We start from the raw sequence: 22,561 nt of genomic DNA, 5'->3' as shown, positions 1-22,561 counted from the left end.
TGCCGAGAACGTACCTGCCTGATCCACATCAGACAAATAGAACTTAACAAATGAGCGCGTGAGCATGATCTAGTTCACGCGCTCATTCACGCCCGAACAGGTTTAACGACAGAGCACCGAGGTAAGGCGGCGGCTCGCCACGTACAGACCGACGGCCAGCATGACCAGCAGGTATGCCACGTTGCCCAGCATCGACCAGGTGAGCATGCCGGTGGTGATGCCCCGGATCAGCTCGACCGCGTGGTAGAGCGGGGTGATCGCGATCAGGATCTCCACCGGCAGCGGATAGTCCTGCACCGGCGAGAAGGTGCCGGAGAACAGGAACAGCGCGAACTGACCGGTGCTGATCAGGTCGAAGTCCTGCCAGCCGCGGATGAAGGTGCTCACCGCCATGCCGACCGCGCCGAACGCCAGGCCCACCAGCCAGGTCGCGGGGAAGGCCAGCAGTGCCCAGCCGGGCGTGGTCAGGCCCAGTGCCACCATGACGATCAGGAACGCCCCGGTGTAGAGCGAGCCGCGGATCATCGCCCAGGTCAGCTCGCCGGTCGCGATCTCCATCGGGCGCAGCGGGGTGGCCAGCATGGCGTCGTACGTCTTGACGTACTTGAACTTGAAGAAGAAGTTGAACGTGGTCTCGGCCAGCGCGCCGGACATCGCCGAGACGGCCAGCATGGCCGGGGCGACGAAGTCGGCGTACGGCAGGACTTCGCCGTTCTTCAGGGTCAGGTCGCCGACGAGCGCGCCGACCCCGACGCCGATGGACAGCAGGTAGAGCACCGGCTCGAAGAAACCAGAGGCCAGGACCAGCCAGTAGGCGGGGCCGGAGCGCAGCGCGCCGACGTTGCGGTTGATGACCGCGCCCACCCGGGCGGGCGAGAGCCGGTTGCCGCGGGCGACCCGCGCGACGGCATACGTGGTGACCATGGTCAGTCCCCTCAGTCCGAGAGCCGTCGACGGAAGGCGCGCAGCGCCAGCAGGTAGCCCAGACCGGCCCAGGCCAGCAGGTACGCGACGTGCGCGGCGACCGGCCACGGCGGCGCGACGCCCAGCGTGGCCGCGCGGCACAGCTCCACCGCGTGCCACAGCGGCGACGCGTACGCCAGCGGCCGCAGCAGCTCGGGCAGCTGCGACACCGGGAAGAACACCCCGGCGAACAGCGTCGACGGGATCACCAGGAAGCGGAACAGCAGCGCGAAGTAGCTGTCGTTCTCGATCGTCGCCGCGAACGCCGAGGTCGGCGCGGAGACCGCGACACCGAGCAGCGCGCACACGAACGGCGTCAGCACCACCCACGGCGAGTGGATCGCCCCGAACGCGGCGCTGACCCCGAGGAACACCACCGCGGCGATGATCACCCGGAACATGATGTAGAGCTGGTAGCCGCTGATCATGTCGCCGATGCGCACCGGGGTGGCCCGCATGGCGTGGAAACCGCGGGTCCACTTGAAGTCGCCCAGGATCGGGAAGGTCGACTCGCCCACCGCCATCTGGAACGCGGTCGAGGCGAGCACGCCCGGCACGATCCAGTCGAGGTAGCTGACGCCGTCGACGCCGCTGATGTAGCCGCCGACGCCGATGCCGATGCTGAGCACGAACAGCACCGGGAGGATGAACGACGAGAAGACCGAGGCCTGCCAGAGCCGCCGGTACGAGACGATCGCGCGGTTGAACACCGCCAGGGTGCCGTCCATCAGTCGACCAGCGTCCGGCCGGTGAGGATCAGGAACACGTCCTCCAGCGTCGAGCGCCGCACCAGCACGCTGGACGGGGTGAAGCCGCGCCGGTGCACCTCGTTCACGGCCGCGTCGCCGTCGGCGCTGTAGAGCAGCAGCCGGTCCGGCAGCGGGTCGAGGCGCTCGCCGATGCCCGCCAGCTTCTCCACGTACGTCGCCGGGGCGTCGTCGCCGAAGCGCAGCTCGACGACCTCGCGGGTGGAGTAGGTCTCGATGAGGTGCCGCGGCGAGCCCTCCGCGACGATCTTGCCGGCGTCCATCACGACGAGGCGGTCGCACAGTTGCTCGGCCTCGTCCATGTAGTGCGTGGTCAGCACCAATGTCACGCCGCGCTGCTTGAGCCGGAACAGCCGCTCCCACAGCAGGTGGCGGGCCTGCGGGTCGAGCCCGGTGGTGGGCTCGTCGAGCAGCACCAGGTCCGGTTCGTTGATCATGGCGCGCGCGATGGAGAGCCGGCGCTTCATGCCGCCCGACAGCGGGTCGACGGTGCTGCCCGACTTCTCCGTGAGCTGCACGAACTCCAGCAGCTCGGCGGCGCGGCGGCGGCCCTCGGCGCGCGGGATGCCGAAGTAGCGCGCGTAGGTGGTCAGGTTCTCGAACACGGTGAGGTCGGGGTCGAGGTTGTCGGTCTGCGGGCACACGCCCAGCCGGGCCCGGATCGCCGGCCCCTCGCGCACCGGGTCCATGCCCAGGATGCGCAGCTCACCGGCGGTCGGCGTGGACACGCAGCCGATCATGCGCATGGTGGAGGACTTGCCGGCGCCGTTGGGGCCCAGGAAACCGAACGCCTCGCCGGGCGCGACCTCCAGGTCGATGCCGTCCACGGCGGTGAAGTCGCCGAACCGCTTGACCAGGCCGCGGGCATAGATCATCGGGGGTCGTTGGTCACTCACGCGGCGACCCTATCCCCGAGCCCCGACAATCTCGCGGCCTTTTCCCCGATTCATCGACCGCCCCCGCTGGCCGATCTCGGCCCGTGATCGCTGTTCGGTGTCAAGATCTGCGATCCGACCGCAGATCTTGACACCAACCGACGATCTTGATGGCTAGGATCAGAGGTCGCCGAGGTCGCTGCGGGCGGCGGCGATCAGCTGGTCGGTTGCGGCGACGACCGCCGGGTCCTCGCCGTCGGTGCCGTGGTCGTAGCGGACGGTCCAGCTCAGGCCGTCGACGCCGGGCACCCGCCGGGCGAAGATCCACGCGCCGCCGCCGGGCAGCTCGTGGTGCTGCGGCTGCTGCACCGAGCCGGTCACCCGCAGGCGCACCTGGTGCGGCAGGTGGTGCGGGTCGGTGAGCCCCAGGCGCACCGGCGTCCCGTCGGCGACCACCTCGTAGCCGACGCGCTCCGTGACCACCACGGCCGGGGTGACCACCAGCACCGCGCCGTCCCAGACCGCCTTGTCGACGCGGTGCCAGCCGGTGCGCCGACCGTCCCACCACAGCCCGAGGTTGGTCGCCACGACCGTGTCCTCGCCCGCCGGGGCCCAGGCCAGCACCCGCTCGTCGGCCGCCAGCTTGGGGCGGCGCTCCGCGGGCAGCACGCGCCGCCCGCCGAACAGTGGAATCTTCATCAGAGCCCTCCGGCGGCCTTCTCCTTGAGCGCCCGGGAGTGCTGCTCCAGGGCGACGAGTTCGGTGAAGCGCGCCCGGTACTCGTCGGACTCGGTCACCGGGTTGATGCGCTGCAGCCGCGACTTCACCTCGCCGATGCGCTGGTTCAGCCCGGCGAGCTGCAGGCGGGCCAGGACCACGTGCAGGTAGCCCGAGTCCGGCTCGCCGTCGTAGCGCACCGGCTCCACGGCCAGCTCCATGACCAGCATCTGCGCGGCCAGATCCGCGCAGGCGTCGCGCACGCTGTTGACCCAGCCGGCCCCGGCCACCCCGGCGCAGGCCCCGCCGGCCGCGGCGATCGCCATCCGGATGTCCCGGTACGGCGGGTGCGCGTAGAGGGTCTCGTCGACCGCGTCGAACACCGGCCCGGCCAGCACCGGTTGCTGGATCGCCAGCTTCAGCGCCTCCCGCTCGACCACCAGGCGCGGGCTGTCGGGGGAGGCCGCGGCGGGCCGGGGCGCGGGCACGTTCGCGCCGTCGGCGCTGCGGATCGCCGTGCGCACCTGGTCGACGTCGACGCCCAGGTCACCGGCCAGCTTCTGGGCGTACCCGGTGAGCAGCGACCTGTCTTTGATCTTGGAGACCATGGGTGCGGTGGCCCGCAGCGCGGCCACCCGGCCCTCGACCGTGTCCAGGTCGTAGCGGGCCAGCGTGGAGCGCAGCGCGAACGCGATCAGCGGCTCGCGCCGGGCCACCAGGTCGCGCACGGCCAGGTCGCCCCGGGCCAGGCGCAGCTCGCAGGGGTCCATGCCGTCCGGGCTGACCGCGATGAACGTCTGCCCGACGAAGCGCTGGTCGTCGCCGAACGCCCGCAGTGCCGCCTTCTGCCCCGCGGCGTCGCCGTCGAAGGTGAAGATGATCTCTCCGGCGTACGCGTCGGTGTCCAGCAGCAGCCGCCGCAGCACCCCGATGTGGTCCGCGCCGAACGAGGTGCCGCACGTCGCCACGGCCGTGGTCACCCCGGCCAGGTGGCAGGCCATCACATCGGTGTACCCCTCGACGATCACCGCCCGGCCCTGCTTGGCGATCTCGCGCTTGGCCTGGTCGATGCCGTAGAGCACGTGCGACTTCTTGTACAGCGGCGTCTCGGGGGTGTTCAGGTACTTCGGGCCGTCGTCGTCGTCGAACAGCTTGCGCGCCCCGAAGCCGATCACGTCGCCGGAGACGTCCCGGATCGGCCACAGCAGGCGGCGGCGGAACCGGTCCACCAGGCTGCCCGACCGGGCCGCCCGGGCCAGGCCCGCGGTCTCCATCTCCGCCGCGGTGAAACCGAGCCCGCGCAGATGCTTGACCAGCAGGTCCCACTCCGCAGGGGCGAACCCGCAGCCGTAACGCTGCGCCGCCTCCCGGTCGAAGCCCCGCTGGGCGAGGAACTCCCGGGCCGCCCGCGCCCCCGGCGTGAGCAGCTGCTCGGCGTAGAACTCCTGGGCCGCGGCGTGCGCGGCGACCAGGCGCTGGCGCTGGCCGTGCTGCGGACGCTCGACCGCCGGGCCGCCCTCGATCCGGCGCAGCTGGATGCCCGCCCGGTCGGCCAGGCGCTCCACGGACTCGATGAAACTCAGGTGATCGATCTTCTGCACGAAGTTGATCACGTCGCCGCCCTCGCCGCAGCCGTGGCAGAACCACACGTTGCGGGCCTGGGACACGGTGAACGACGGGGTCTTCTCGTCGTGGAACGGGCACAGCCCCTTGAGGTTGCCGCCGCCCGCGTTCTTCAGAGTGACCTGCTCACCGGCCACGTCCACGATCGAGCTGCGCTCGCGTACGAGCGCGATGTCCTCATCACGGATCCGACCCCCGGCCATGCGCTACATCCTGCCAGGGCACACCACACGGGCGCACAGCCGATACCGTGCGTTCGTGGCCCATCCCACCCCCGCGCCCGACGCCGCCCGCCGCGCCGCCGACGACATCGAGCTCACCGTCGCGCTGGCCGAGTACACCAAAATCATCGAGATCCGCCGGGCGGTGAGCGACCAGGCCCACAACCGGTACAACTTCTTCCTGGTCCTGGCCACCGGTGTGGCCGCCGTCTCGGCCGGCCTGCTGGGCAGCGCCATCGACCAGAACGTCCGGGTCGGCGCCGTGGCCGCCCTCGGCACGCTGGTCCTGCTGATGGGCCCGGCCGTGTTCCTGCGCCAGCTGCGCTACACCGGCGCGTCCCAGCGCTACGGCATCGCCGAACAGGCACTGCGCACCTACCTGGTGCGGCGGGCCCCCGAGGTGGCCCCCTTCGTCCTGCTGCCCACCCTCGACGACGACGGGCTGTTCCCGCCGCCCGCCGACAGCCGCCGCCAGCGCCAGCGCGACGCCGTCGGCCTGGCCTCCACCATCGGCCTGATCAACAGCGCGCTGTACGCCATGGGCGGCGGCCTGCTCGGCGCAGCCGCCCGGCTTCCCGGCTGGGCGGTCGTCGCGCTCGCGCTGGCGCTGTTCGCCGCTGCGGCGGCCGCGCACCTGTGGTGGGTCAGCCGCACCGTCCGGCGCAACGTCGTCGAGCGCGAGCGCCTGCTCGCCCAGCGGACCCTGGACCTGCCCGCCGCGATTCCGACGGCACGTCAGCCCGCGAAGGAGCCGCCGGTCAGCCGCTGATGCCAGGCTTGGGCGGCGGGATCGGTGAGGGAGGCGACCTGGTCGACGACGACGCGGCAGCGCGCCGTGTCGTCGGCGGCCTCCCGCCACAGCGGGGCGAAGACCGGGTCCAACTCGTCCGGGGCCCGCTCGGCCAGCACCCGCACCAGGTCGCGCAGGATCTGGCGCTGCTGGTCGTACCACGGCTCCATGCCGCGACGGCGCATCACGTAGCGCAGCGCGATGCCCTTGAGCAGGGCGCAGCGAATGCGGGCGGCGGCCGGCACGATCAGGTCGGCGTCGTAGCGGCGCAGCGTGCCGTCGCCGTACTTCTCGCGGGTGGCGTCGACCGCGGCGGCGACGAACCGTCCGGTCAGGACGCTGGTGCAGCGCTTGAGCGCCAGCTGCGCCCCGAACGAGCCGTCGTATCCGGCCAGCGGCGCGACGACCGGGTCGGCCAGCAGTTCGATCAGCGCCTCGTGCAGCAGCGCCGGCGACTCGGGTGAGTACACCTGTGCCACGTCCGCGCACAGGGCGGCCCGCTCGTCGGCGTCCAGCAGCAGCGGCTGCAGCTCGACGAACCCGGAGTAGAGGCCGTCCTCGAAGTCGTGCACCGAATACGCCACGTCGTCGGACCAGTCCATGACCTGCGCCTCCAGGCAGCGCCGGTCGTCGTCGGGCGCGCCCAGCCGCACCCAGTCGAAGACCGGGCGGTCGTCGGCGTACACCCCGAACTTGCGGGTGCCCTCCCGGCGCGGCCACGGATACTTGCAGGTCGCGTCCAGTGAGGCCCGGGTCAGGTTGAGCCCCGCGCCCTCCACCTTGGCCTCCAGCCGGGTGAGCACCCGCAGCGTCTGCGCGTTGCCCTCGAACCCGCCCCAGGCCCGGCTGACCTCGTCGAGCGCGTCCTCGCCGTTGTGTCCGAAGGGCGGATGCCCCAGGTCGTGGGCCAGCCCGGCGACGTCGACGACGTCCGGGTCGCAGCCCAGCCGGGCGCCCATCTCACGGGCGATCTGCGCCACCTCGATCGAGTGCGTCAACCGGGTACGCAGGAAGTCGCCGCTGCCCGCGGTGTGCACCTGGGTCTTGGCGGCCAGCCGCCGGAACCCGGCCGAGTGCAGCACCCGCGCCCGGTCGCGCTCGTACGGGCTGCGGCCGAAGCCGGTGTCCTTCGAAGGCTCGGGGATGAACCGCTCGCTGGGATCAACCATCTGCCAAGACTACTGACCTCGACCGTCGTCCTCGTGCACGTAACGGTGAACGTCGAGCGGCTGATTGTCAGTTCTCAGTCACCGTCCAGCAGCGTCCCACCGATCATGACCGGGGTGCGAGGCGGAACGGGCTTGGTTCGACCGGCGGAGCGCATCGCCTGGCCGTGATGCGCTGATCGTTCTAAATTGTCGCGCCCGCCGCCAGGTGGCGTCGCAGGGTCGCTGGTCATGGAAGGGCCCCGCCACGGCTTGCGGACGATTTGGGCGATTTGCGGGAGCCGCGAGTGGCGGCCGGTCGAATCAACGGCGGCTGCCCCCTCGCGCTCATCGCCCACTCCGGGTACATGGCACACGGTTCAGCGATCCTCCGTCGACGCCCGTTGGCATCGATGGTTATTGACATTCATGTTGCGGGGACGTTAAGTGATGGGACAAGAGAGCGCTCTCACAACCGTCCACGGTCCCCCGGTCCGCCGCCCATGCCGAGCCCAAGGCGCGCGGGCCACCCTCTTCCCCAGGAGGAGAAAGCCCTGATGAGCACGCGATTCTCCGGCCGCCGCCCGGCGTTGTTCGCCGCCGGCCTGGCCGTCCTGGTCGCCGCGGCGGCCGCCGCGGTCAACGCGATCCCCGCGCACGCCTCGCTGCCGTCCACGCCCTCGGGCTGGCAGCTGGTGTGGAGCGACGACTTCAACGGCGCGAACAACACGCTGCCCTCGTCCAGCAACTGGATCATCGACACCGGCACGTCCTACCCGGGCGGCCCCGCCCAGTGGGGCACCGGCGAGATCCAGACCTACACCAACAGCACCAACAACGTCCGCCACGACGGCGCGGGCAACCTGCTGATCACGCCGATCAAGAGCGGCTCCAGCTGGACCTCCTCGCGCATCGAGACGGTCCGCACCGACTTCAAGCCCGCGGCCGGGCGCGTCCTGCGCATCGAGGGCCGCATCCAGATGCCCAACGTCACCGGGGCCGCGGCCGCCGGCTACTGGCCCGCGTTCTGGGCGCTCGGCGCGCCCTACCGGGGCAACTACCAGAACTGGCCGGGCGTCGGCGAGTTCGACATCATGGAGAACGTCAACGGCATCAACTCGGTGTGGGGCGTGCTGCACTGCGGCGTCGCACCCGGCGGGCCGTGCAACGAGTTCAACGGCATCGGCGCGAGCCGCGCCTGCCCCGGCAGCACCTGCCAGTCGGCGTTCCACACGTACCGGTTCGAGTGGGACCGCACCAACGAGAACGCCCAGCAGCTGCGCTGGTATGTCGACGGCACGCTGTACCACACCGTGAACCAGAGCCAGGTCGGCTCGTACTGGTCCGCGATGACCTCGCACGCCGGCTACTTCCTGCTGCTCAACGTGGCGATGGGCGGCGCGTTCCCGAACGGCGTGGCGGGCTCGGCGACGCCGACCGGCAGCACCGTCTCGGGCCAGCCGATGCGGGTCGACTACGTGGCCGTCTACCAGACCACGGGCGGCACCACGCCGCCGTCGTCGCCGCCCGCCAGCCCGCCGCCGGGCGGGGGCAACCGCGACGCGTACACCAACATCCAGGCCGAGAGCCGCAACGCCCAGACCGGCACCACGACCTACGAGGGCTACTACGTCGGCAGCATCGGCAACGGCGACAACCTGCGCTTCGACGGCGTGAACTTCGGTTCGCCGACGCCGCTGGACTTCGTCACCCGGGCCGCCTCAGGCGCGGCGGGCGGCATCAGCGGCCTGGTCGAGGTGCGGCTGGACAGCCTGTCCAACGCGCCGATAGGCAGCTTCGCCATCGCCAACACCGGCGGCTGGACGAGCTGGCGGGAGATTCCCGCGAACGTGGGCTCGGTGACCGGCACGCACACGGTCTACCTGACCTTCACCAGCGGGCAGCCCAACGACTACGTCAACATCGACTGGTTCCGGTTCCGGCGCTGAGCCGGCAGACCCTGCCCGGTGTGGTCGGCGGGAGGGGCGGCAACCGCCCCTCCCGCCGCACCGCGTACGACCTGGTCAGTAGGTGTATGTCTCGTCCGGACTCGGTGCGGCGGGTGCCGCGGGCGAGGCGGGCGGAGCCGCGGCCGGGGATGCGGCCGTGCCCGGCGGGGGCACCGGCACCGGGGTGGCCGTGGGCAGGCAGGACAGGTTCTTCTTGCCGGTCGGCGCGACGACGAACCAGACTCCGCCGACGGCCTGGCCCTTCCACTGCCCGGCCTTCTTGTCGCCCAGGTAGCGGTAGAGCGGCCAGCCGGCCAGGGTGACCTGGGTGGCGCCGTCCTCCCGCTCGACGGTGCCGACGAGCTTCGCGTCGAGCCCGGTCAGTTTCAGGTTCTCGTCGACGAGCACCGGCGGCCAGACCGCGGCGCAGTCGCCGGAGCAGTTGCTGGCCGGCGGATCGGCGGTGTCCTTGTCGAACCGGTAGAGCACGAAGCCGTCGGCGTCGGTGACGATGTCGCCCATCTTCGGGATCTTCTTGCCGCGCAGCTCCGCGGTCGGGCTGCCGACGGCCGCGACCACCTCGGCGGCGGGCTCGTTCTCGGCCGGCCCGAGCGGGGACGGCGCGGCCTGGTCGATCGGTGCGGGCCCGTCGCGCAGGCCCGCACAAGCCGTCATCGCACCCAACGGGGCCAGCAGCAGCGTGGCGGCCAGTACGACACGAACACTTCGCAGCATCGGAGGACTTCCCTTCTCTCGGCTCAACCGACCAGGCTCAGGCGGCGCTGGTTCGGGATGACGGCGGGCAGCGACACGAGCGGGCGGGCCGGACCCGCCTCCCGCATCGCGCGGGCGAGCGTGGTGAACTGCCGGGGCGCGTTGACCGCGACGACTCCGGAGGTCACCCCGCCACGGCGGTGGGCGGCGAGCACGCCGCCGCGGGCGATGTCGCGGCGGCCGGGGCGCAGCTCGGTGACGGCGACCTCCTCGGTCTGGTCGATCCGGCCGCACACCTGGATGCGCAGCCCGAACAGGTCGGACCAGTAGCGCGGCAGGACCCCGACGGCGGGCGCGGCGCGCGAGCCGGACAGCAGCGTGCGGGCCGCGGCCTGGCCCAGCTCCATGGCGGCGATCCACTGGTCGACGCGGCCGGGCTTGTCGCCGTACCAGGCGTTGGGCCAGCGGGCCACCGCGCCGGCGGCGACCACGTGGTCGACGCCCTGCACCCGCAGGCTCTCGTCGCAGAGCAGGCCGTCGCTGGTGTCGGCGTGGCGGGCGGTGAACCAGTCGGTGTCGGGCCGCTCCCCGAGCGTCGCGATGACCACGTCGGCGTCGACGTGCGAGCCGTCGTCGAGGTCGAGCCGCCAGCCGCGGCGGCACCGGGACAGGTTCTTGACCCGGCGGCCGAGGCGCATGCGCACGCCTTCGTGGCGCATCGTGTCGGCGATCAGCCCACCGGTGACGGACCCGACGGCACGCGTCATGACCTGTGGATTCGAGTCGATCATGATGCATTCGCGGGCCAGCGAGCGCACCACGTAGGCGGCCTCGCAGCCGGTCAGCCCGGCGCCGACGACGGCGACTCGCTGCGCCTTGCGCAGATCGGCGGCCAGGCTCAGCGCGTCGTCGATGCTGTGCAGGCTGTGCAGGCCGGGCTCGCCGACCGGCCAGCCGTCCGGGATGACCGGCCGGGCGCCGGTCGCGACGACCAGCGCGTCGTACACGTACATCTCGCCGGTCTGGGCGTAGACGATCTGGCGCTTGGCGTCGAGTTCGGCGGCGACCCGGCCCGTCAGCCAGCGCGCGGAGGAGCTGGTGGGCAGCTGCACGTCGGCGGGCCGCTGGCCGGTGAGCAGGCCTTTCGAGCAGGCGGGCCGGTGGTACGGCGGGCGCGACTCACCGGCCAGCACGGTGACCGCGCCGGTGAATCCGAGGCGCTCCATCTCCTCCACCGCCGCCACCGCGGCGCGTCCACCGCCGACGACGACGACCCTGTCCAGGTCTGATGTGCGGTGCCTCATGCCCGCTCCTCGCTTCGCTCGTCACCGGCGTCACACAGCCCGCCGATTCGCTCGCAGAGCTCGCTCATTGGTCCTCGCTCGTCAGGTCGGCGACATGGAAGCGGTCGCGGGCGGGGCGGTGCTGGGCGCGGCTGTGCCGGGCCCGCTGCCGGAACTCGTCGAGTTCGGTGGCGGGCTCGAAGGCCGGGCGGCGATCGTCGTCGTCGTAGTCGGCCGGCGGCGTGGCGACGCGCTCACGCTCACGCTCGCGCTGGCGCGTGATGAGCGGGGTCACCGGCGCTGCGGGCGCCACGGGCGGCGCGGCCGGGGCGGTCCCGGCCGGACGCCGGACGCTGATGGCCCGTGCCGGGCACACCTCGACCGCGCGGACCACCTCCTCCAGGCGGTATGCGGGCGGGGCCGCGGTGTAGTCGAGCCGCCCGTCGCTGCGCAGGCTGAACACGGCGGGCGACTCCTGCTCGCAGAAGCCGAACCGGGCGCAGCGCACCGGGTCCACGTCCACCACCAGGCTGTCGCGCGGTTGCTCGGGCCGCATGGTGGCCAGCACGTTGTCGGGTTCGATCCGGCGGTTGCGGCGCGGCCAGGTGGTGAACCACAGCGCGACCGTCGCCAGCCAGGCGGTGTACACCGGACCCCAGACCCAGGCCGGGCCGGTGTCCGTGCCGGAGATCAGCACGTGTGCCGAGACCAGCGAGAACCCGACGTAGGTGGCCATGTGCACGGCGCGCCACCGGCTGAAGCCCAGCTTGCGCTGGATGACGATCGAGATCGCACCGGCCAGCACCAGCTCCAGGCCCAGCACGCCGGCGCCCACGCCGACCGGGTCGTGCGTGTCCACGAACGGCACGATGACCTCGACCACGCTGATGGTGCCGTTCGGCACGGCGAGCTGGGCGATCCCGTGCACCAGGCCCAACGTCAACCCGATCAGGGCGATGCCCTGATGGGCGGCGTACGCCACGGACCGGCGGATCCGGCTCAGACCCCATCCGTTGCGCAACGCGACGCCGCCGAGCACTGCCAGCCAGAGCAGCCCGAACGAGGTGAATCCCACCGTCGCGGCGATGACATGAGCACTCTCCATAACCGTCCCGCTACTCTGCTCGAATAAGCGTGAATGGCACCGTGAATAAGTTCCACGATCCCTTTGGGACGACACCTTCAACCCTTTGCGGCGCAATGTCAATGCCTGGGACCACATCGCGGACGCCCGGTGCGAACTGGGCACACTAATTTAGGTCCGTCCTATGCGGACCCTAAAAACGGCTTAACAAAGCCTCCGGGGATTGACTCCGGAGCCCGTGTCACGCCTAGGCTCCAGTCGCTACCAATAGGTAGTCGCATCAAGTATTCGGGCGAACACGGAAAGGTGTCTGATGGACATTCGCCTCGCCCGGACCGCGGCGGTCACAGCGCTCGCGGCCCTCGCCGTCGCGGTGGTGCTCACCCCGCCGCCGGCCGCCCATGCCGAGAGCCTCGAACCCGGGTGGACCGTCACCGAGTTCGGGCCACTCGGTCCCGCCGACCGGGACCTGCTGGTCCGTGTGCGCCTCGCCGGGCTCTGGGAGGCCCCCGCCGGCAAGCAGGCCCAGGACCGCGCCCGCAGCGAGAAGGTCAAGGAGATCGGCCACCACATCAGTGGCGAGCACATCGCGCTGGATGCCGAGGTGCTCAAGGTCGCCGACCGGCTGGGGGTGCCGCTGCCCGACCGGCCCAACGCCGAGCAGCAGGGCTGGCTCGACGAGCTGAACGGGCTGCGCGGCGCGGCGTGGGACAACGTCTTCACCGCCCGCCTGCGCGTCGCGCACGGCAAGGTCTTCAGCGTCGTCGCGGCGGTCCGCGCGGGCACCCGCAACGAGGTGATCCGCGAGTTCGCCCAGCAGGCCGTGACGATCGTGATGCGGCACATGACGTACCTGGAGAGCACCGGGCTGGTCGACTACACGTCCCTGCCCGCGCCGCCGACACCCGTCGCCGCCGCGGCCCGCCGCACCGGCGGCCCGCCCGCCCCGCTGATCTGGCTGATCCTGGCCGCCGCCCTGGCCGCCGGCGCGGTCACCGCGGCCCGCATCAGGCACCCCCGCTGACCCGGTGCGCCCGCCGCCGACATCGGCGCACCCGGAACCCACCTCCCCGGAAGGACACCCCATGGCACGCAGTCACTCCCCCCGGCACCGCATGGAGCCTCGCGCAGTGCGATTACTGGCCGCGGTGATCGTGCTGATCGCCGCGACCGTGCTGGCCACCATCAGCCAGGTCTCGCAGGCCGCGACGGGCGACGGCGCCAAACCCGCCGCCCAGGTCCCGGCGGCACTCGCGGCGGCCGCCCGCATCCCGAACGACCAGGGCCCCGACGCCGAGTGCACCAAGCCGCGCGCGCCCGCGCGCTGCCACGCCCCGACCGGCCCCCCGGTCGCCGGCGACTTCGTCGACATCCGCTCCGTCGAGCCCAACGTGCGTGAGCGCCGGGCGACCGCGGCGGGCTCGTCCGGCACGTTCACCTCGCTGTGCGGCCGCAACCTGAACGACCACCGCAACCCCGACAACTTCATCGTCGCGCCGGGTGTCTTCAACGGCGCCCACCACACCCACGACTACGTCGGCAACCTGTCCGCCGACGGCAACTCGACCAACGAGAGCCTCGCCGCCGCGGGCACCACCTGCCGGCGGGACGACCGCTCCACGTACTACTGGCCGGTGCTGCGCCAGCGCGGCACCGTCGGCAACGACGCGACCGCCGACGGCGGCGGCAACGACGGCAACATCGGCCGCATCCTGCGTCCGGCGTCGGTGCGGCTGGAGTTCCGCGGCAACCGGTTCGCGAAGGTCACCGCGATGCCGCAGTTCCTGCGGCTGATCACCGGTGACGCGAAGGCCGTCACCAACGGCCCGGCCAACGCCAGGGCGCAGTGGACCTGCACCGGCTTCACCAACCGCCGCGTCGCGAAGTACCCGCTGTGCCCGCAGGGCAGCCAGGTGCAGCGCATCCTGGACTTCCCGAGCTGCTGGGACGGCGTCAACACCGACAGCGCCAACCACCGCGCGCACGTGGTCTTCCCCGCCTCGGACGGGCGCTGCCCGGAGGGCACCAAGCCGGTCGCGCAGCTGCGCATGACGCTGACCTACAGCGTCCCGCGCGGGCGGTCGTTCGCGCTGGACACGTTCCCCGAGCAGAACCACAACCCGCTCACCGACCACGCCGACTTCGCCAACGTGATGCCGCCGCAGCTGATCACGTTCGCGACCGACTGCATCAACCGGGGCCGCCGCTGCTGACCCGGGACGAGCAAGAGGGGGTACGCGACCGCATCCGCGTACCCCCTCTTGCTGTGTCCAGGGCGGACACGTCAAGGGGGTACGCGCCGCACTCGCGTACCCCCGGACGGTCCGCTTGGGCTCGGACCGGTGTGCCCGCGCCGCCGCCACCCCCTGGCGGCGGCGCGGGCCGGAGGACGTCACCCGATGGTGCAGGTGGCGCCGTTGACGGTGAACGCCGCCGGCCGCGGATTGCTGCCGGCGTGCGTGGCGTTGAAGCCGAACGACGTGGACGCCCCGGCGGCGAGCGTGCCGTTCCAGCTCTCATTGGTGATCGCGACATCCGCCCCGGTCTGGGTGTACTTCGACGACCAGGACTGGGTGATCTGCTGCCCGGCGGTGAACGAGAACCGCAGCGTCCAGCCGTTGATCGTGGCCGTGCCGGTGTTCCTGATCGTCACGTTGCCGGTGAAGCCGGTGCTCCAGTCGTTGCTGCCGTAGGTCACCTGGCAGCTGCCCGCCGGGCTGTTCGGCAGCGTCGTCACCGACACCGCGCTCGACGGCGTCGAGGCGTTGCCCGCCGCGTCGGCCGCGACCACGTAGAACTGGTACGCCGTGGCGGCCGTCAGGCCGGTCACCGCGTACGTGGTGCCGGTGACCGTGGTCAGCAGCGCGTCCGTCGTCCCGGCCTCGCGGTAGACCCGGTAGCCGGTGACGCCGACGTTGTCGGTGGAGCCGGTCCAGGTCAGCGTGAGCCCGCTGGAGGTCACCGCGGACGCGACGGGCGTGCCCGGCGTGCTCGGCGCGGTGGTGTCGACCGGGTCGGCGATCAGCGTGGTGAAGGTCGCCGGGGGCGACGCCGCCGAGCGGTTGCCCGCCCCGTCCTTGGCCACCACGTAGTAGGTGTACGAGGTGTTCGGGGTGAGTCCGGTCAGCGGCAGGGTGGCCGCGGTCGGCGAGCCGACCAGCACGTCCGTCGTGCCCGCCTCGCGGTAGACGTCGTAGCCGGCCAGGCCGCTGCCGCCGGTGTCGGTCGAGCCCGCCCAGGCCAGGGTCAGCCCGGTGGCGGTGACGCCGGACGCGCTCGGGGTGCCGGGCACGCCGGGCGCGGTGGTGTCGGGCGTGGTGCTGGGCTCGTTGCCCCAGATCCGCACGCCGCCGTGGTACAGCGGCACGCCCGGGTTGACGCCCGCGGTGGCCAGGTACGACGGGTCGTTGGCGGGGCTCCAGGTGCCGCCCTCGCCGACGCCGACCTTGAACTGCACCTCCATCCGGTGCTGCGACTGCCCGGCCGGCGCGATGGTGTATCCGGTGCAGTCGACCTCGACGTACCAGAGGTTGCCCTGGGCCTGCTTGGCGGTGCTCGGCGACGGGCAGCCCTGGGTGTAGCCGGAGGTCACCACGACCGCGCTGGCGTCGTCACGGGTGAAGTAGTAGCGGAACTTGGCCGTGGTGAGCGCGCGGGCCGGGAACGCGGACTTGTTGTAGACGATCGCCTTGACCCGGGTCTCCCGCAGGTCGGCGGTCAGCGTGGTCTCGACGGTCATCTCGTCCATGTCCGGGGCCTGCACGCCGGGGAAGCCCGCCAGCGGGGTGCCGCCGTACTCCTGGGACAGCCGGGCCAGCGCCGAGGTCAGGCCGGCGTTGTAGTCGGTGGCGACCTCGTTCATCACGTAGTCGTTGCGCTCGTCCTTGTACGCGTCGTCGGGCGAGGACGGGCCGCCGACCAGCGCGCCGTACAGCACGTGCCGGGTCTCGACCGGCACCGTCATGCTGTCCCACCACGAGCCGTGGGCGGTGCGGTGGTGCGGGTTCTTCGGCGAGTTGTTCCCGAAGCCGATCATGTACGACGAGTTGCGCGGGTTGTCGCCGAGCGCGTAGTTGATCTGCCGGAGCGCGAAGTCCTTGTAACGCTGCTTGCGCACCGTGTCGGTGGTGTTGTCGCTGTAGACCAGCGCGGCGAACGAGGTGTTCGCGGCGTAGCGCAGCGCGCCCCAGCTGTCGAGCACCGCCATGCCACCGGGCGAGGTGCGGATCTTCTCGCCGTTGACGCCCACGGTCCAGTAGTCCAGCCAGCGGTTGGCGTCGTCGACGTACTTCTGCTTGCCGGTCAGGTTGGCCAGCAGCACGTACGCGCCGAACTGCTTGTTGTCCCAGGCCAGCGTCCACTTGTAGGAGCGGGTGGTGGTCTGCGGCTCGGTGCCCAGGCTGTCGTACGCCGCCTCGGCCTTGGCCAGGTAGGAGGCGTCGCCGGTGGCCCGGTACAGCCAGATCCCGCCCCACACCAGCTCGTCGGTGTAGCCGCTCCACGACTTGTAGAAGTTCGTCGCGTCGGTGATGCAGGAGTGGTAGGTCTGGCGCACCGTGTCGGCGAACGTGTAGAGCTGCTTCGCGTGCGTGACCAGGGTGTCGGCGTACGTCGGGTCGGTGGGCCGGAACACCATCGACGAGGCGGCCATCGCGGCCGCGGTCTCACCGGCGAGGTCCGCGCCGCCGCAGCTCGCGTCGATCTTGTACGCGGGCCGCGCCATCGGCATCACCTCGGCCGGACCCCACCACTTGTGGTCGTCGTCGCCCTTGCCGATCTGTCCGTAGAGGACGTTGGGCGACGGATGCGCCTTGATGAAGTAGTCGTTGGGCACCCGCAGGTTGTTCAGCAGCTGGGTGAGCTGCCCGGAGGCGGCGTAACCCGCGCGGTACTCGACCGCGCCCCAGGCCAGCATCGTGGTCGTGAACGCCATCGGGAAGCCGAACTTGACGTGGTCACCGGCGTCGAACCAGCCGCCGGTCAGGTTCAGGCCCACGTCGGAGCCGTCGTTGAGCGCGGAGTCGCCGCGCCAGGACACCCGGCTCCAGGCGGGCTTGGGGCCGGCGATCTGGGCCTCGTAGAAGTACAGCGACTTCTGCAGCGCCTCGGCGTAGTTGAAGGACGGGGCGGCGGCGGCCGGGCCGGGGCTGACCGCGACGGCGAAACTCGCCGCGGTCAGCGCCGCGGCGGCGGTCGCCGCCAGCCGGCGTCCCCAGTGTGGTCGTGCGTCGGGCATGGCGGAACTCCTCGTACGTGGAGCCGCACGCGGTGCGGTCCACGACGGGACGGCGCGGGATCGGACGTGGGCGCATCCGGCCCCGCCCGGCGTGGCGACCAGGCGCGGTGAGTGATCGGGCGGAAGTTTGCGGGAGCGCTCCCACAACTGCGGACCAATGTAGCCGGATGTAACGCACATGTGAAGCGTCAATGACCAGCAGTTATCCGATGATCTATCCCGTGCGTGTCGCGGACTGCCCGGCAACGGCCCCGACATGCGGATGGTGCTGGCAGCGCTCCCACGACGATGGACGGTCCGCAATGGAACTTTCGCCGCGTGGCGGTCACCGGCGCGGGCGCAGCCGGAACTCGTTGCCCTCCGGGTCGGCCAGCAGCGTCCACGGTGTGCTCGGCGTCTGCGCCGGCACGTGGCGCGCGCCCATGTCCATCAGGCGTTCGATGTCGGACACGAGATCGTCGCAGTCCAGCTCGACCTGCAGCCGGTTGCGGCCCACCTTCGCGGCCGGCGCCTGCACGAACAGCATGCCCGGATAGCTCGCCTGGTCGGGGGCGATCGCCACCGCGTCGGGCCGCTCCTCCAGTATCTGGAAGTGGAGGACCTCAGCCCACCAGCGAGCCAGCCGCGCCGGATCCCCGGCGTCCACTGCGGTGCCATGCCAGCGCAGCCCCATCGCCGCCTCCTGCCGGTGTGGACAGAGTGCCGAAAGCGTACGCCCCCGGATTCCCGTCTGCCACCACCCGTAAACCTGACGGAAAGGAAGGGCACCTTCACATCGCTATACGTTGTGCCGAGCCGCTGCTCGTCTCACTGACGCGAGCCGACGATGCCCTTCCTTTCCGCGGTCAGAGGACGGCGCGGCCGGCCTCCAGGCGGGCGACGGGGACGCGGAACGGGGAGCAGGAGACGTAGTCCAATCCCGCCTCGTGGAAGAAGCGCACCGACTCGGGGTCGCCGCCGTGCTCACCGCAGACGCCGATCTTCAGGTCCGGCCGGACCTGCCGGCCCTCCTGCACGGCGATGCGCACCAGTCGGCCGATGCCGTCGCGGTCCAGCGTCTCGAACGGCGACACGCCGAACACCCCCAGCTCCAGGTATCGGCTGAAGAACGAGCCCTCCACGTCGTCGCGGGAGAAGCCCCAGCCCATCTGGGTCAGGTCGTTGGTGCCGAAGGAGAAGAAGTCGGCCGCCTCGGCGATCTGGCCCGCGGTCAGGGCGGCCCGGGGCACCTCGATCATCGTGCCGATCGGGGTGCCGGCCATGCCCTCCTCGGCGAGGATGCGCTCGGCGTCGGCGCGTACCGCCTCCAGCTCCTGCACCGCGCCGACCAGCGGCACCATGATCTCCGGCCGGGCGTCGCCGCCCTCGGCGCGGACCTTGGCCGCGGCCTGCGCGATGGCCCGCACCTGCATGCCGAACAGGCCCGGGATGACCAGGCCGAGGCGTACGCCGCGCAGGCCCAGCATCGGGTTCTGCTCGTGCATCCGGTGCACCGCGGCCAGCAGCGCCTGCCGGTGCGGGTCGGGCTCCTTCGCGGTCGCCACCTCGACGGCCAGCTCCTCCAGCGGCGGCAGGAACTCGTGCAGCGGCGGGTCGATCAGCCGGATGGTGACCGGCAGCCCGTCCATCGCACGGAGGATCTCCACGAAGTCGTCGCGCTGCAGCGGCAGCAGGGCGTCCAGCGCCTGCTGCTGCTCGGTCGGCCCGTCGGCCAGGATCAGCCGCTCCACCATGGCCCGGCGCTCGCCGAGGAACATGTGCTCGGTGCGGCACAGGCCGATGCCCTGCGCCCCGAAGCGGCGGGCACGCGCCGCGTCGGAGCCGGTGTCGGCGTTGGCGCGCACGGCCATGCGCCGCCGCTGGTCGGCGTGGACGAGCATCCGGTGTACGGCGGTGACCAGGGTGTCCGCGTCGGCGGACAGCTCGCCGTCGAAGTAGCGCACGACCGGGCTCGGCTCGACCGGCACCTCGCCGAGGTAGATCGCCCCGCTGGTGCCGTCGATCGAGATGAGGTCGCCCTCGCCGACGGTGACGTCGCCGACGGTGAACCGCCGGCCGGCCACGTCCACCTCGACCGACTCGGCGCCGCACACGCAGGTCTTGCCCATGCCCCGGGCCACCACCGCGGCGTGCGAGGTCTTGCCGCCCCGGCTGGTCAGGATGCCCTGCGCGGCGATCATGCCGGGCAGGTCGTCGGGGTTGGTCTCCCGGCGCACCAGGATGACCTTCTCCCCCTTCGCGGCCCGCTCGGCCGCCTGGGCGCTGTCGAACACCACGTGCCCGACGGCCGCTCCGGGCGAGGCCGCGATGCCCTTGGCGATCGGCTTGTCGACGGCGGCCGCGTCGAAGGTCGGAAACATCAGCTGGGCCAGCCGCGCCCCGCTCTGCCGGCGCAGCGCCTCGTCCAGGTCGATCATGCCCTCGTCGACGAGCTGCGAGGCGATGATGAACGCCGCGGCCGCGGTGCGCTTGCCCACCCGGGTCTGCAGCATCCACAGCTTGCCGGCCTCGATGGTGAACTCGATGTCGCACAGGTCGCGGTAGTGCCCTTCGAGCGTGGACATGATCTCCATCAGCTCGTCGAACGACTTCTTGTCCAGGTGCTCCAGCTCCTGCAACGGGACCGTGTTGCGGATGCCGGCCACCACGTCCTCGCCCTGGGCGTTGGCGAGGTAGTCGCCGTACACGCCGCGGGCGCCGGTGGCCGGGTCGCGGGTGAAGGCGACGCCGGTGCCGGAGTCGGGGCCGAGGTTGCCGAAGACCATCGCCACGATGTTCACCGCGGTGCCCAGGTCGGCCGGGATGCGCTCCTGGCGGCGGTAGAGCACGGCCCGCTCGGCGTTCCAGGACTCGAAGACGGCGTTGACGGCGAGGCGCAGCTGTTCACGCGGGTCCTGCGGGAACTCGCGCCCGGTGTGCTCGGCGAAGATGGCCTTGAAGGTGTCCACCAGGCCGCGCAGCTCGGCGGCGTCCAGCTCCACGTCCGCGCGCTGGCCCTTGACCTGGTCCAGGGCGTGCTCGAAGGCGTCGCCGGGCACGTCGCAGACGGTCTTGCCGAACATCTGGATGAGCCGGCGGTACGAGTCCCAGGCGAAACGCTCGTTGCCGCTGCGCGCGGCCAGCCCGTGCACGCTGGCATCGGTCAGCCCGACGTTGAGCACCGTCTCCATCATCCCGGGCATGGAGAACTTCGCTCCGGAGCGCACCGAGACCAGCAGCGGGTCGGCAGGGTCGCCGAGGCGGCGGCTCATCGTCTGCTCCAGCGCGGCGAGGTGCGCGCCGACCTGTTCGGCCAGCTCGGCGGGCGGGCTGCCCGCGGCGAGGTACCCGCGGCAGGCCTCGGTGGTGATGGTGAACCCGGGTGGCACGGGCAGGCCGATCCGCACCATCTCGGCGAGGTTCGCGCCCTTGCCGCCGAGCAGGTCCTTGAGGTCCTTGTTGCCCTCGGCGAAGTCGTACACGTACTTCGTCATTGCGACCTCCCGCGTAGTGACCTCGACAACCAGTCTTGCGCGGGACCTTAACGGCCGCTCAGGGAATTTAGGAGGAGCTGGTGACGGATGGCACAGGTATCGACGGATGTGCCGTTCGTGCGGTTTTCGGGGAGCGTTCCCATGCGCAGTACCGCGCATCCCGCCACGAACGGGCGTCATTCGGCGAGACCCGAAAGGGACCGCTGAACCGGACATCGATTGCTAACGTTCGAGCATGCATCCGTTCGGTCCTGAAGCGACGTCCGCCCCTCACCCGATCTACGCGCGGCTGCGCGAGGAGGCCCCCGCGCACGAGATCCCGCTGGCCGAGAACTTCACCGCCTGGTTGATCACCCGGTATGACGACGCCCGCCGGGCACTGAACGACCCGCGCCTGAGCAAGAACATGGCCGGGACCCCCATCCGGTCCGGCGGCGGCTGGCCGGACGAGCTGCGGGCCGCGATGGACTCGCACATGCTCAGCAACGACCCGCCCGAGCACACCCGGCTGCGCCGCCTGGTCTCCTCGGTGTTCACCGCCCGGCGCATCGCCGACCTGCGCCCCGACGTGCAGCGCATCTCCGACGAACTGCTCGACGGCCTGACCGGGCGCGACGAGGTCGACCTGATCGGCGAGTACGCCTTCCCGCTGCCCCTGCAGGTCATCTGCGAGCTGCTCGGGGTGCCCATGGACGACCGGGACAGCTTCCGCGAGTGGTCCAACACGATCATCGCCGGGGCGCTGGTGCAGGGCGACCCGCTGGCCGCTGCGACGGCGATGAACGCGTACGTGCGCTCCCTGGTCGAACGCAAGCGGGCCGAGCCGGACGACGCGCTGCTGTCCGCGCTCGTCACGGCTGCCGACGAGGGCGACCGGCTGACCGAGAACGAACTGACCTCGCTGGTCTTCCTGCTGCTCATCGCCGGCCATGAGACCACCGTCAACCTCATCGGCAACGGTGTCTTCGTACTGCTGAACCACCCGGAGCAGCTGGCCCGGCTGCGCGCGGACCGCAAGCTGGTCTCCCCCGCCATCGAGGAGTTCCTGCGCTACGAGAGCCCGGTGAAGACGGCGACCTTCCGGCTGGCCACCGAGCCGGTGGAGTTCGACGGGGTGACCGTGCCGGCCGGGGCGATCGTCATGGTCAGCCTGCTGTCGGCCAACCACGACCCGCAGGTCTTCGCCGACCCGGAACGCTTCGACCCGGCGCGCACCGACAACCAGCACCTGGCGTTCGGCCACGGCATCCACTACTGCCTCGGCGCGCCGCTGGCCCGGCTGGAGGGGGAGATCGCGTTCAACGGCCTGCTGGACCGGTTCCCGAAGCTGCGCGCCACGCAGCCGCTGGACGAGCTGATCTGGCGTCCCGGAGCGCTGCTACGCGGCCTCGATCGGCTGCCGGTCATGGTGAACTGAAAATTCCCCCAAGATCAAAGCTCCACTTAGTGCCGATTTGGGCATCCGAGTGGAGCTTTGATGGCATAAAAAGACCCCACCCTGAGGCGATCCCGTAGGGGAAAATGACAGCAATTCGGACATGATGTGATGCACATCACAGCATCGCAAGACGTGATGAACCGACCAGTAAGCCACCAGAAGGGGAGGAAAGTTCACCCATCAGGGCAGATGATTCCTGGTCGCGTTGGTGAGTCCAGTCACTGAGCAGGCAGTATGGGCGCTCCCGAATCAAAGGTGATGACGGAAAGGCCCCCAACCCCCG

17 protein-coding genes are annotated in these 22,561 nt (G+C 71.2%); 5 read left to right on the top strand and 12 right to left on the bottom strand.

Translation table 11 applies throughout. The features are described 5' to 3' along the window. Window positions 1–102: 102 nt before the first annotated feature. The 5 genes from HAV39_RS23355 to dnaG all read right to left on the bottom strand — a co-directional run bounded on the left by HAV39_RS23355 (window position 103) and on the right by dnaG (window position 5,148). The gene (locus HAV39_RS23355) at window positions 103–924 is read right to left on the bottom strand and encodes an ABC transporter permease (protein ID WP_191841278.1); all 822 of its coding nucleotides are present in this window, start codon (window positions 922–924) and stop codon (window positions 103–105) included. Between the two features lie 11 nt (window positions 925–935). Beyond that, the gene (locus tag HAV39_RS23350; protein WP_191841277.1) at window positions 936–1,691 is read right to left on the bottom strand and encodes an ABC transporter permease; all 756 of its coding nucleotides are present in this window, start codon (window positions 1,689–1,691) and stop codon (window positions 936–938) included. After that, complete coding sequence (locus HAV39_RS23345) at window positions 1,691–2,605, bottom strand: ABC transporter ATP-binding protein (RefSeq protein WP_191841324.1); 915 nt, start codon at window positions 2,603–2,605, stop codon at window positions 1,691–1,693. The genes HAV39_RS23350 and HAV39_RS23345 overlap by 1 nt, the downstream gene beginning before the upstream one ends. 180 nt (window positions 2,606–2,785) lie before the next feature. Continuing rightward, window positions 2,786–3,298: a hypothetical protein gene (locus HAV39_RS23340; RefSeq protein WP_373311631.1), complete on the bottom strand. Its 513-nt coding sequence runs from the start codon at window positions 3,296–3,298 to the stop codon at window positions 2,786–2,788. 5 nt (window positions 3,299–3,303) lie between these two features. Further along, complete coding sequence (dnaG, locus tag HAV39_RS23335) at window positions 3,304–5,148, bottom strand: DNA primase (protein WP_191841275.1); 1,845 nt, start codon at window positions 5,146–5,148, stop codon at window positions 3,304–3,306. Window positions 5,149–5,203: 55 nt separating this feature from the next. Between dnaG and HAV39_RS23330 the strand changes: the two genes are divergently transcribed. Then, on the top strand, window positions 5,204–5,935 hold the full coding sequence (locus tag HAV39_RS23330) for a hypothetical protein (RefSeq protein WP_191841274.1): 732 nt from the start codon (window positions 5,204–5,206) through the stop codon (window positions 5,933–5,935). On the opposite strand, the gene HAV39_RS23325 is transcribed toward HAV39_RS23330, so the two are convergent. Next, complete coding sequence (locus tag HAV39_RS23325) at window positions 5,902–7,125, bottom strand: deoxyguanosinetriphosphate triphosphohydrolase (RefSeq protein WP_191841273.1); 1,224 nt, start codon at window positions 7,123–7,125, stop codon at window positions 5,902–5,904. The genes HAV39_RS23330 and HAV39_RS23325 overlap by 34 nt on opposite strands. 533 nt (window positions 7,126–7,658) lie before the next feature. Here HAV39_RS23325 and HAV39_RS23320 point away from each other — a divergent pair. Next, window positions 7,659–9,050 carry a carbohydrate-binding protein gene (locus HAV39_RS23320; protein WP_373311625.1) on the top strand — a complete coding sequence of 464 codons (1,392 nt, stop codon included), beginning with the start codon at window positions 7,659–7,661 and terminating at the stop codon, window positions 9,048–9,050. Window positions 9,051–9,125: 75 nt separating this feature from the next. On the opposite strand, the gene HAV39_RS23315 is transcribed toward HAV39_RS23320, so the two are convergent. The 3 genes from HAV39_RS23315 to HAV39_RS23305 form a co-directional block, all read right to left on the bottom strand. Further along, window positions 9,126–9,785 carry a COG4315 family predicted lipoprotein gene (locus HAV39_RS23315; protein ID WP_191841271.1) on the bottom strand — a complete coding sequence of 220 codons (660 nt, stop codon included), beginning with the start codon at window positions 9,783–9,785 and terminating at the stop codon, window positions 9,126–9,128. 23 nt (window positions 9,786–9,808) lie between these two features. Continuing rightward, window positions 9,809–11,068, bottom strand: a complete 1,260-nt coding sequence (locus tag HAV39_RS23310; RefSeq protein WP_191841270.1) for an NAD(P)/FAD-dependent oxidoreductase — start codon at window positions 11,066–11,068, stop codon at window positions 9,809–9,811. Between the two features lie 64 nt (window positions 11,069–11,132). Further along, complete coding sequence (locus HAV39_RS23305; protein ID WP_191841269.1) at window positions 11,133–12,152, bottom strand: ferric reductase-like transmembrane domain-containing protein; 1,020 nt, start codon at window positions 12,150–12,152, stop codon at window positions 11,133–11,135. Window positions 12,153–12,444: 292 nt separating this feature from the next. Between HAV39_RS23305 and HAV39_RS23300 the strand changes: the two genes are divergently transcribed. Together HAV39_RS23300 and HAV39_RS23295 are read left to right on the top strand one after the other, a co-directional pair. Next, a complete protein-coding gene (locus tag HAV39_RS23300) occupies window positions 12,445–13,155 on the top strand; it encodes a DUF4142 domain-containing protein (protein ID WP_191841268.1) in 711 nt (236 codons plus the stop codon). Between the two features lie 106 nt (window positions 13,156–13,261). Next, complete coding sequence (locus tag HAV39_RS23295) at window positions 13,262–14,344, top strand: DUF1996 domain-containing protein (RefSeq protein ID WP_203736099.1); 1,083 nt, start codon at window positions 13,262–13,264, stop codon at window positions 14,342–14,344. Between the two features lie 179 nt (window positions 14,345–14,523). On the opposite strand, the gene HAV39_RS23290 is transcribed toward HAV39_RS23295, so the two are convergent. The 3 genes from HAV39_RS23290 to ppdK form a co-directional block, all read right to left on the bottom strand. Next, entirely contained in the window at window positions 14,524–17,367 is a 2,844-nt protein-coding gene (locus HAV39_RS23290; protein ID WP_191841266.1) for a glycoside hydrolase family 9 protein, read from the bottom strand. 325 nt (window positions 17,368–17,692) lie between these two features. Further along, entirely contained in the window at window positions 17,693–18,040 is a 348-nt protein-coding gene (locus HAV39_RS23285) for a VOC family protein (RefSeq protein ID WP_191841265.1), read from the bottom strand. A 172-nt stretch (window positions 18,041–18,212) separates the two neighbouring features. Beyond that, window positions 18,213–20,840 carry a pyruvate, phosphate dikinase gene (gene ppdK, locus HAV39_RS23280; protein WP_191841264.1) on the bottom strand — a complete coding sequence of 876 codons (2,628 nt, stop codon included), beginning with the start codon at window positions 20,838–20,840 and terminating at the stop codon, window positions 18,213–18,215. 235 nt (window positions 20,841–21,075) lie between these two features. Between ppdK and HAV39_RS23275 the strand changes: the two genes are divergently transcribed. After that, entirely contained in the window at window positions 21,076–22,257 is a 1,182-nt protein-coding gene (locus tag HAV39_RS23275; protein WP_191841263.1) for a cytochrome P450 family protein, read from the top strand. Window positions 22,258–22,561 lie beyond the last annotated feature (304 nt).

It is taken from the genome of Catellatospora chokoriensis (assembly GCF_011297315.1).
GTDB classification, from domain to species: domain Bacteria; phylum Actinomycetota; class Actinomycetes; order Mycobacteriales; family Micromonosporaceae; genus Catellatospora; species Catellatospora citrea.
This window is presented reverse-complemented; position numbering and strand designations above follow the sequence as displayed.

What these genes read in the sequence shown, in the direction of transcription:
- HAV39_RS23355 (WP_191841278.1), bottom strand. Translation starts at nt 924, where the DNA reads ATGGTCACCACGTATGCCGTCGCGCGGGTCGCCCGCGGCAACCGGCTC.
- HAV39_RS23350 (WP_191841277.1), bottom strand. Translation starts at nt 1,691, where the DNA reads ATGGACGGCACCCTGGCGGTGTTCAACCGCGCGATCGTCTCGTACCGG.
- HAV39_RS23345 (WP_191841324.1), bottom strand. Translation starts at nt 2,605, where the DNA reads ATGATCTATGCCCGCGGCCTGGTCAAGCGGTTCGGCGACTTCACCGCC.
- dnaG (WP_191841275.1), bottom strand. Translation starts at nt 5,148, where the DNA reads ATGGCCGGGGGTCGGATCCGTGATGAGGACATCGCGCTCGTACGCGAG.
- HAV39_RS23325 (WP_191841273.1), bottom strand. Translation starts at nt 7,125, where the DNA reads ATGGTTGATCCCAGCGAGCGGTTCATCCCCGAGCCTTCGAAGGACACC.
- HAV39_RS23320 (WP_373311625.1), top strand. Translation starts at nt 7,659, where the DNA reads ATGAGCACGCGATTCTCCGGCCGCCGCCCGGCGTTGTTCGCCGCCGGC.
- HAV39_RS23315 (WP_191841271.1), bottom strand. Translation starts at nt 9,785, where the DNA reads ATGCTGCGAAGTGTTCGTGTCGTACTGGCCGCCACGCTGCTGCTGGCC.
- HAV39_RS23310 (WP_191841270.1), bottom strand. Translation starts at nt 11,068, where the DNA reads ATGAGGCACCGCACATCAGACCTGGACAGGGTCGTCGTCGTCGGCGGT.
- HAV39_RS23305 (WP_191841269.1), bottom strand. Translation starts at nt 12,152, where the DNA reads ATGGAGAGTGCTCATGTCATCGCCGCGACGGTGGGATTCACCTCGTTC.
- HAV39_RS23300 (WP_191841268.1), top strand. Translation starts at nt 12,445, where the DNA reads ATGGACATTCGCCTCGCCCGGACCGCGGCGGTCACAGCGCTCGCGGCC.
- HAV39_RS23290 (WP_191841266.1), bottom strand. Translation starts at nt 17,367, where the DNA reads ATGCCCGACGCACGACCACACTGGGGACGCCGGCTGGCGGCGACCGCC.
- HAV39_RS23285 (WP_191841265.1), bottom strand. Translation starts at nt 18,040, where the DNA reads ATGGGGCTGCGCTGGCATGGCACCGCAGTGGACGCCGGGGATCCGGCG.
- ppdK (WP_191841264.1), bottom strand. Translation starts at nt 20,840, where the DNA reads ATGACGAAGTACGTGTACGACTTCGCCGAGGGCAACAAGGACCTCAAG.
- HAV39_RS23275 (WP_191841263.1), top strand. Translation starts at nt 21,076, where the DNA reads ATGCATCCGTTCGGTCCTGAAGCGACGTCCGCCCCTCACCCGATCTAC.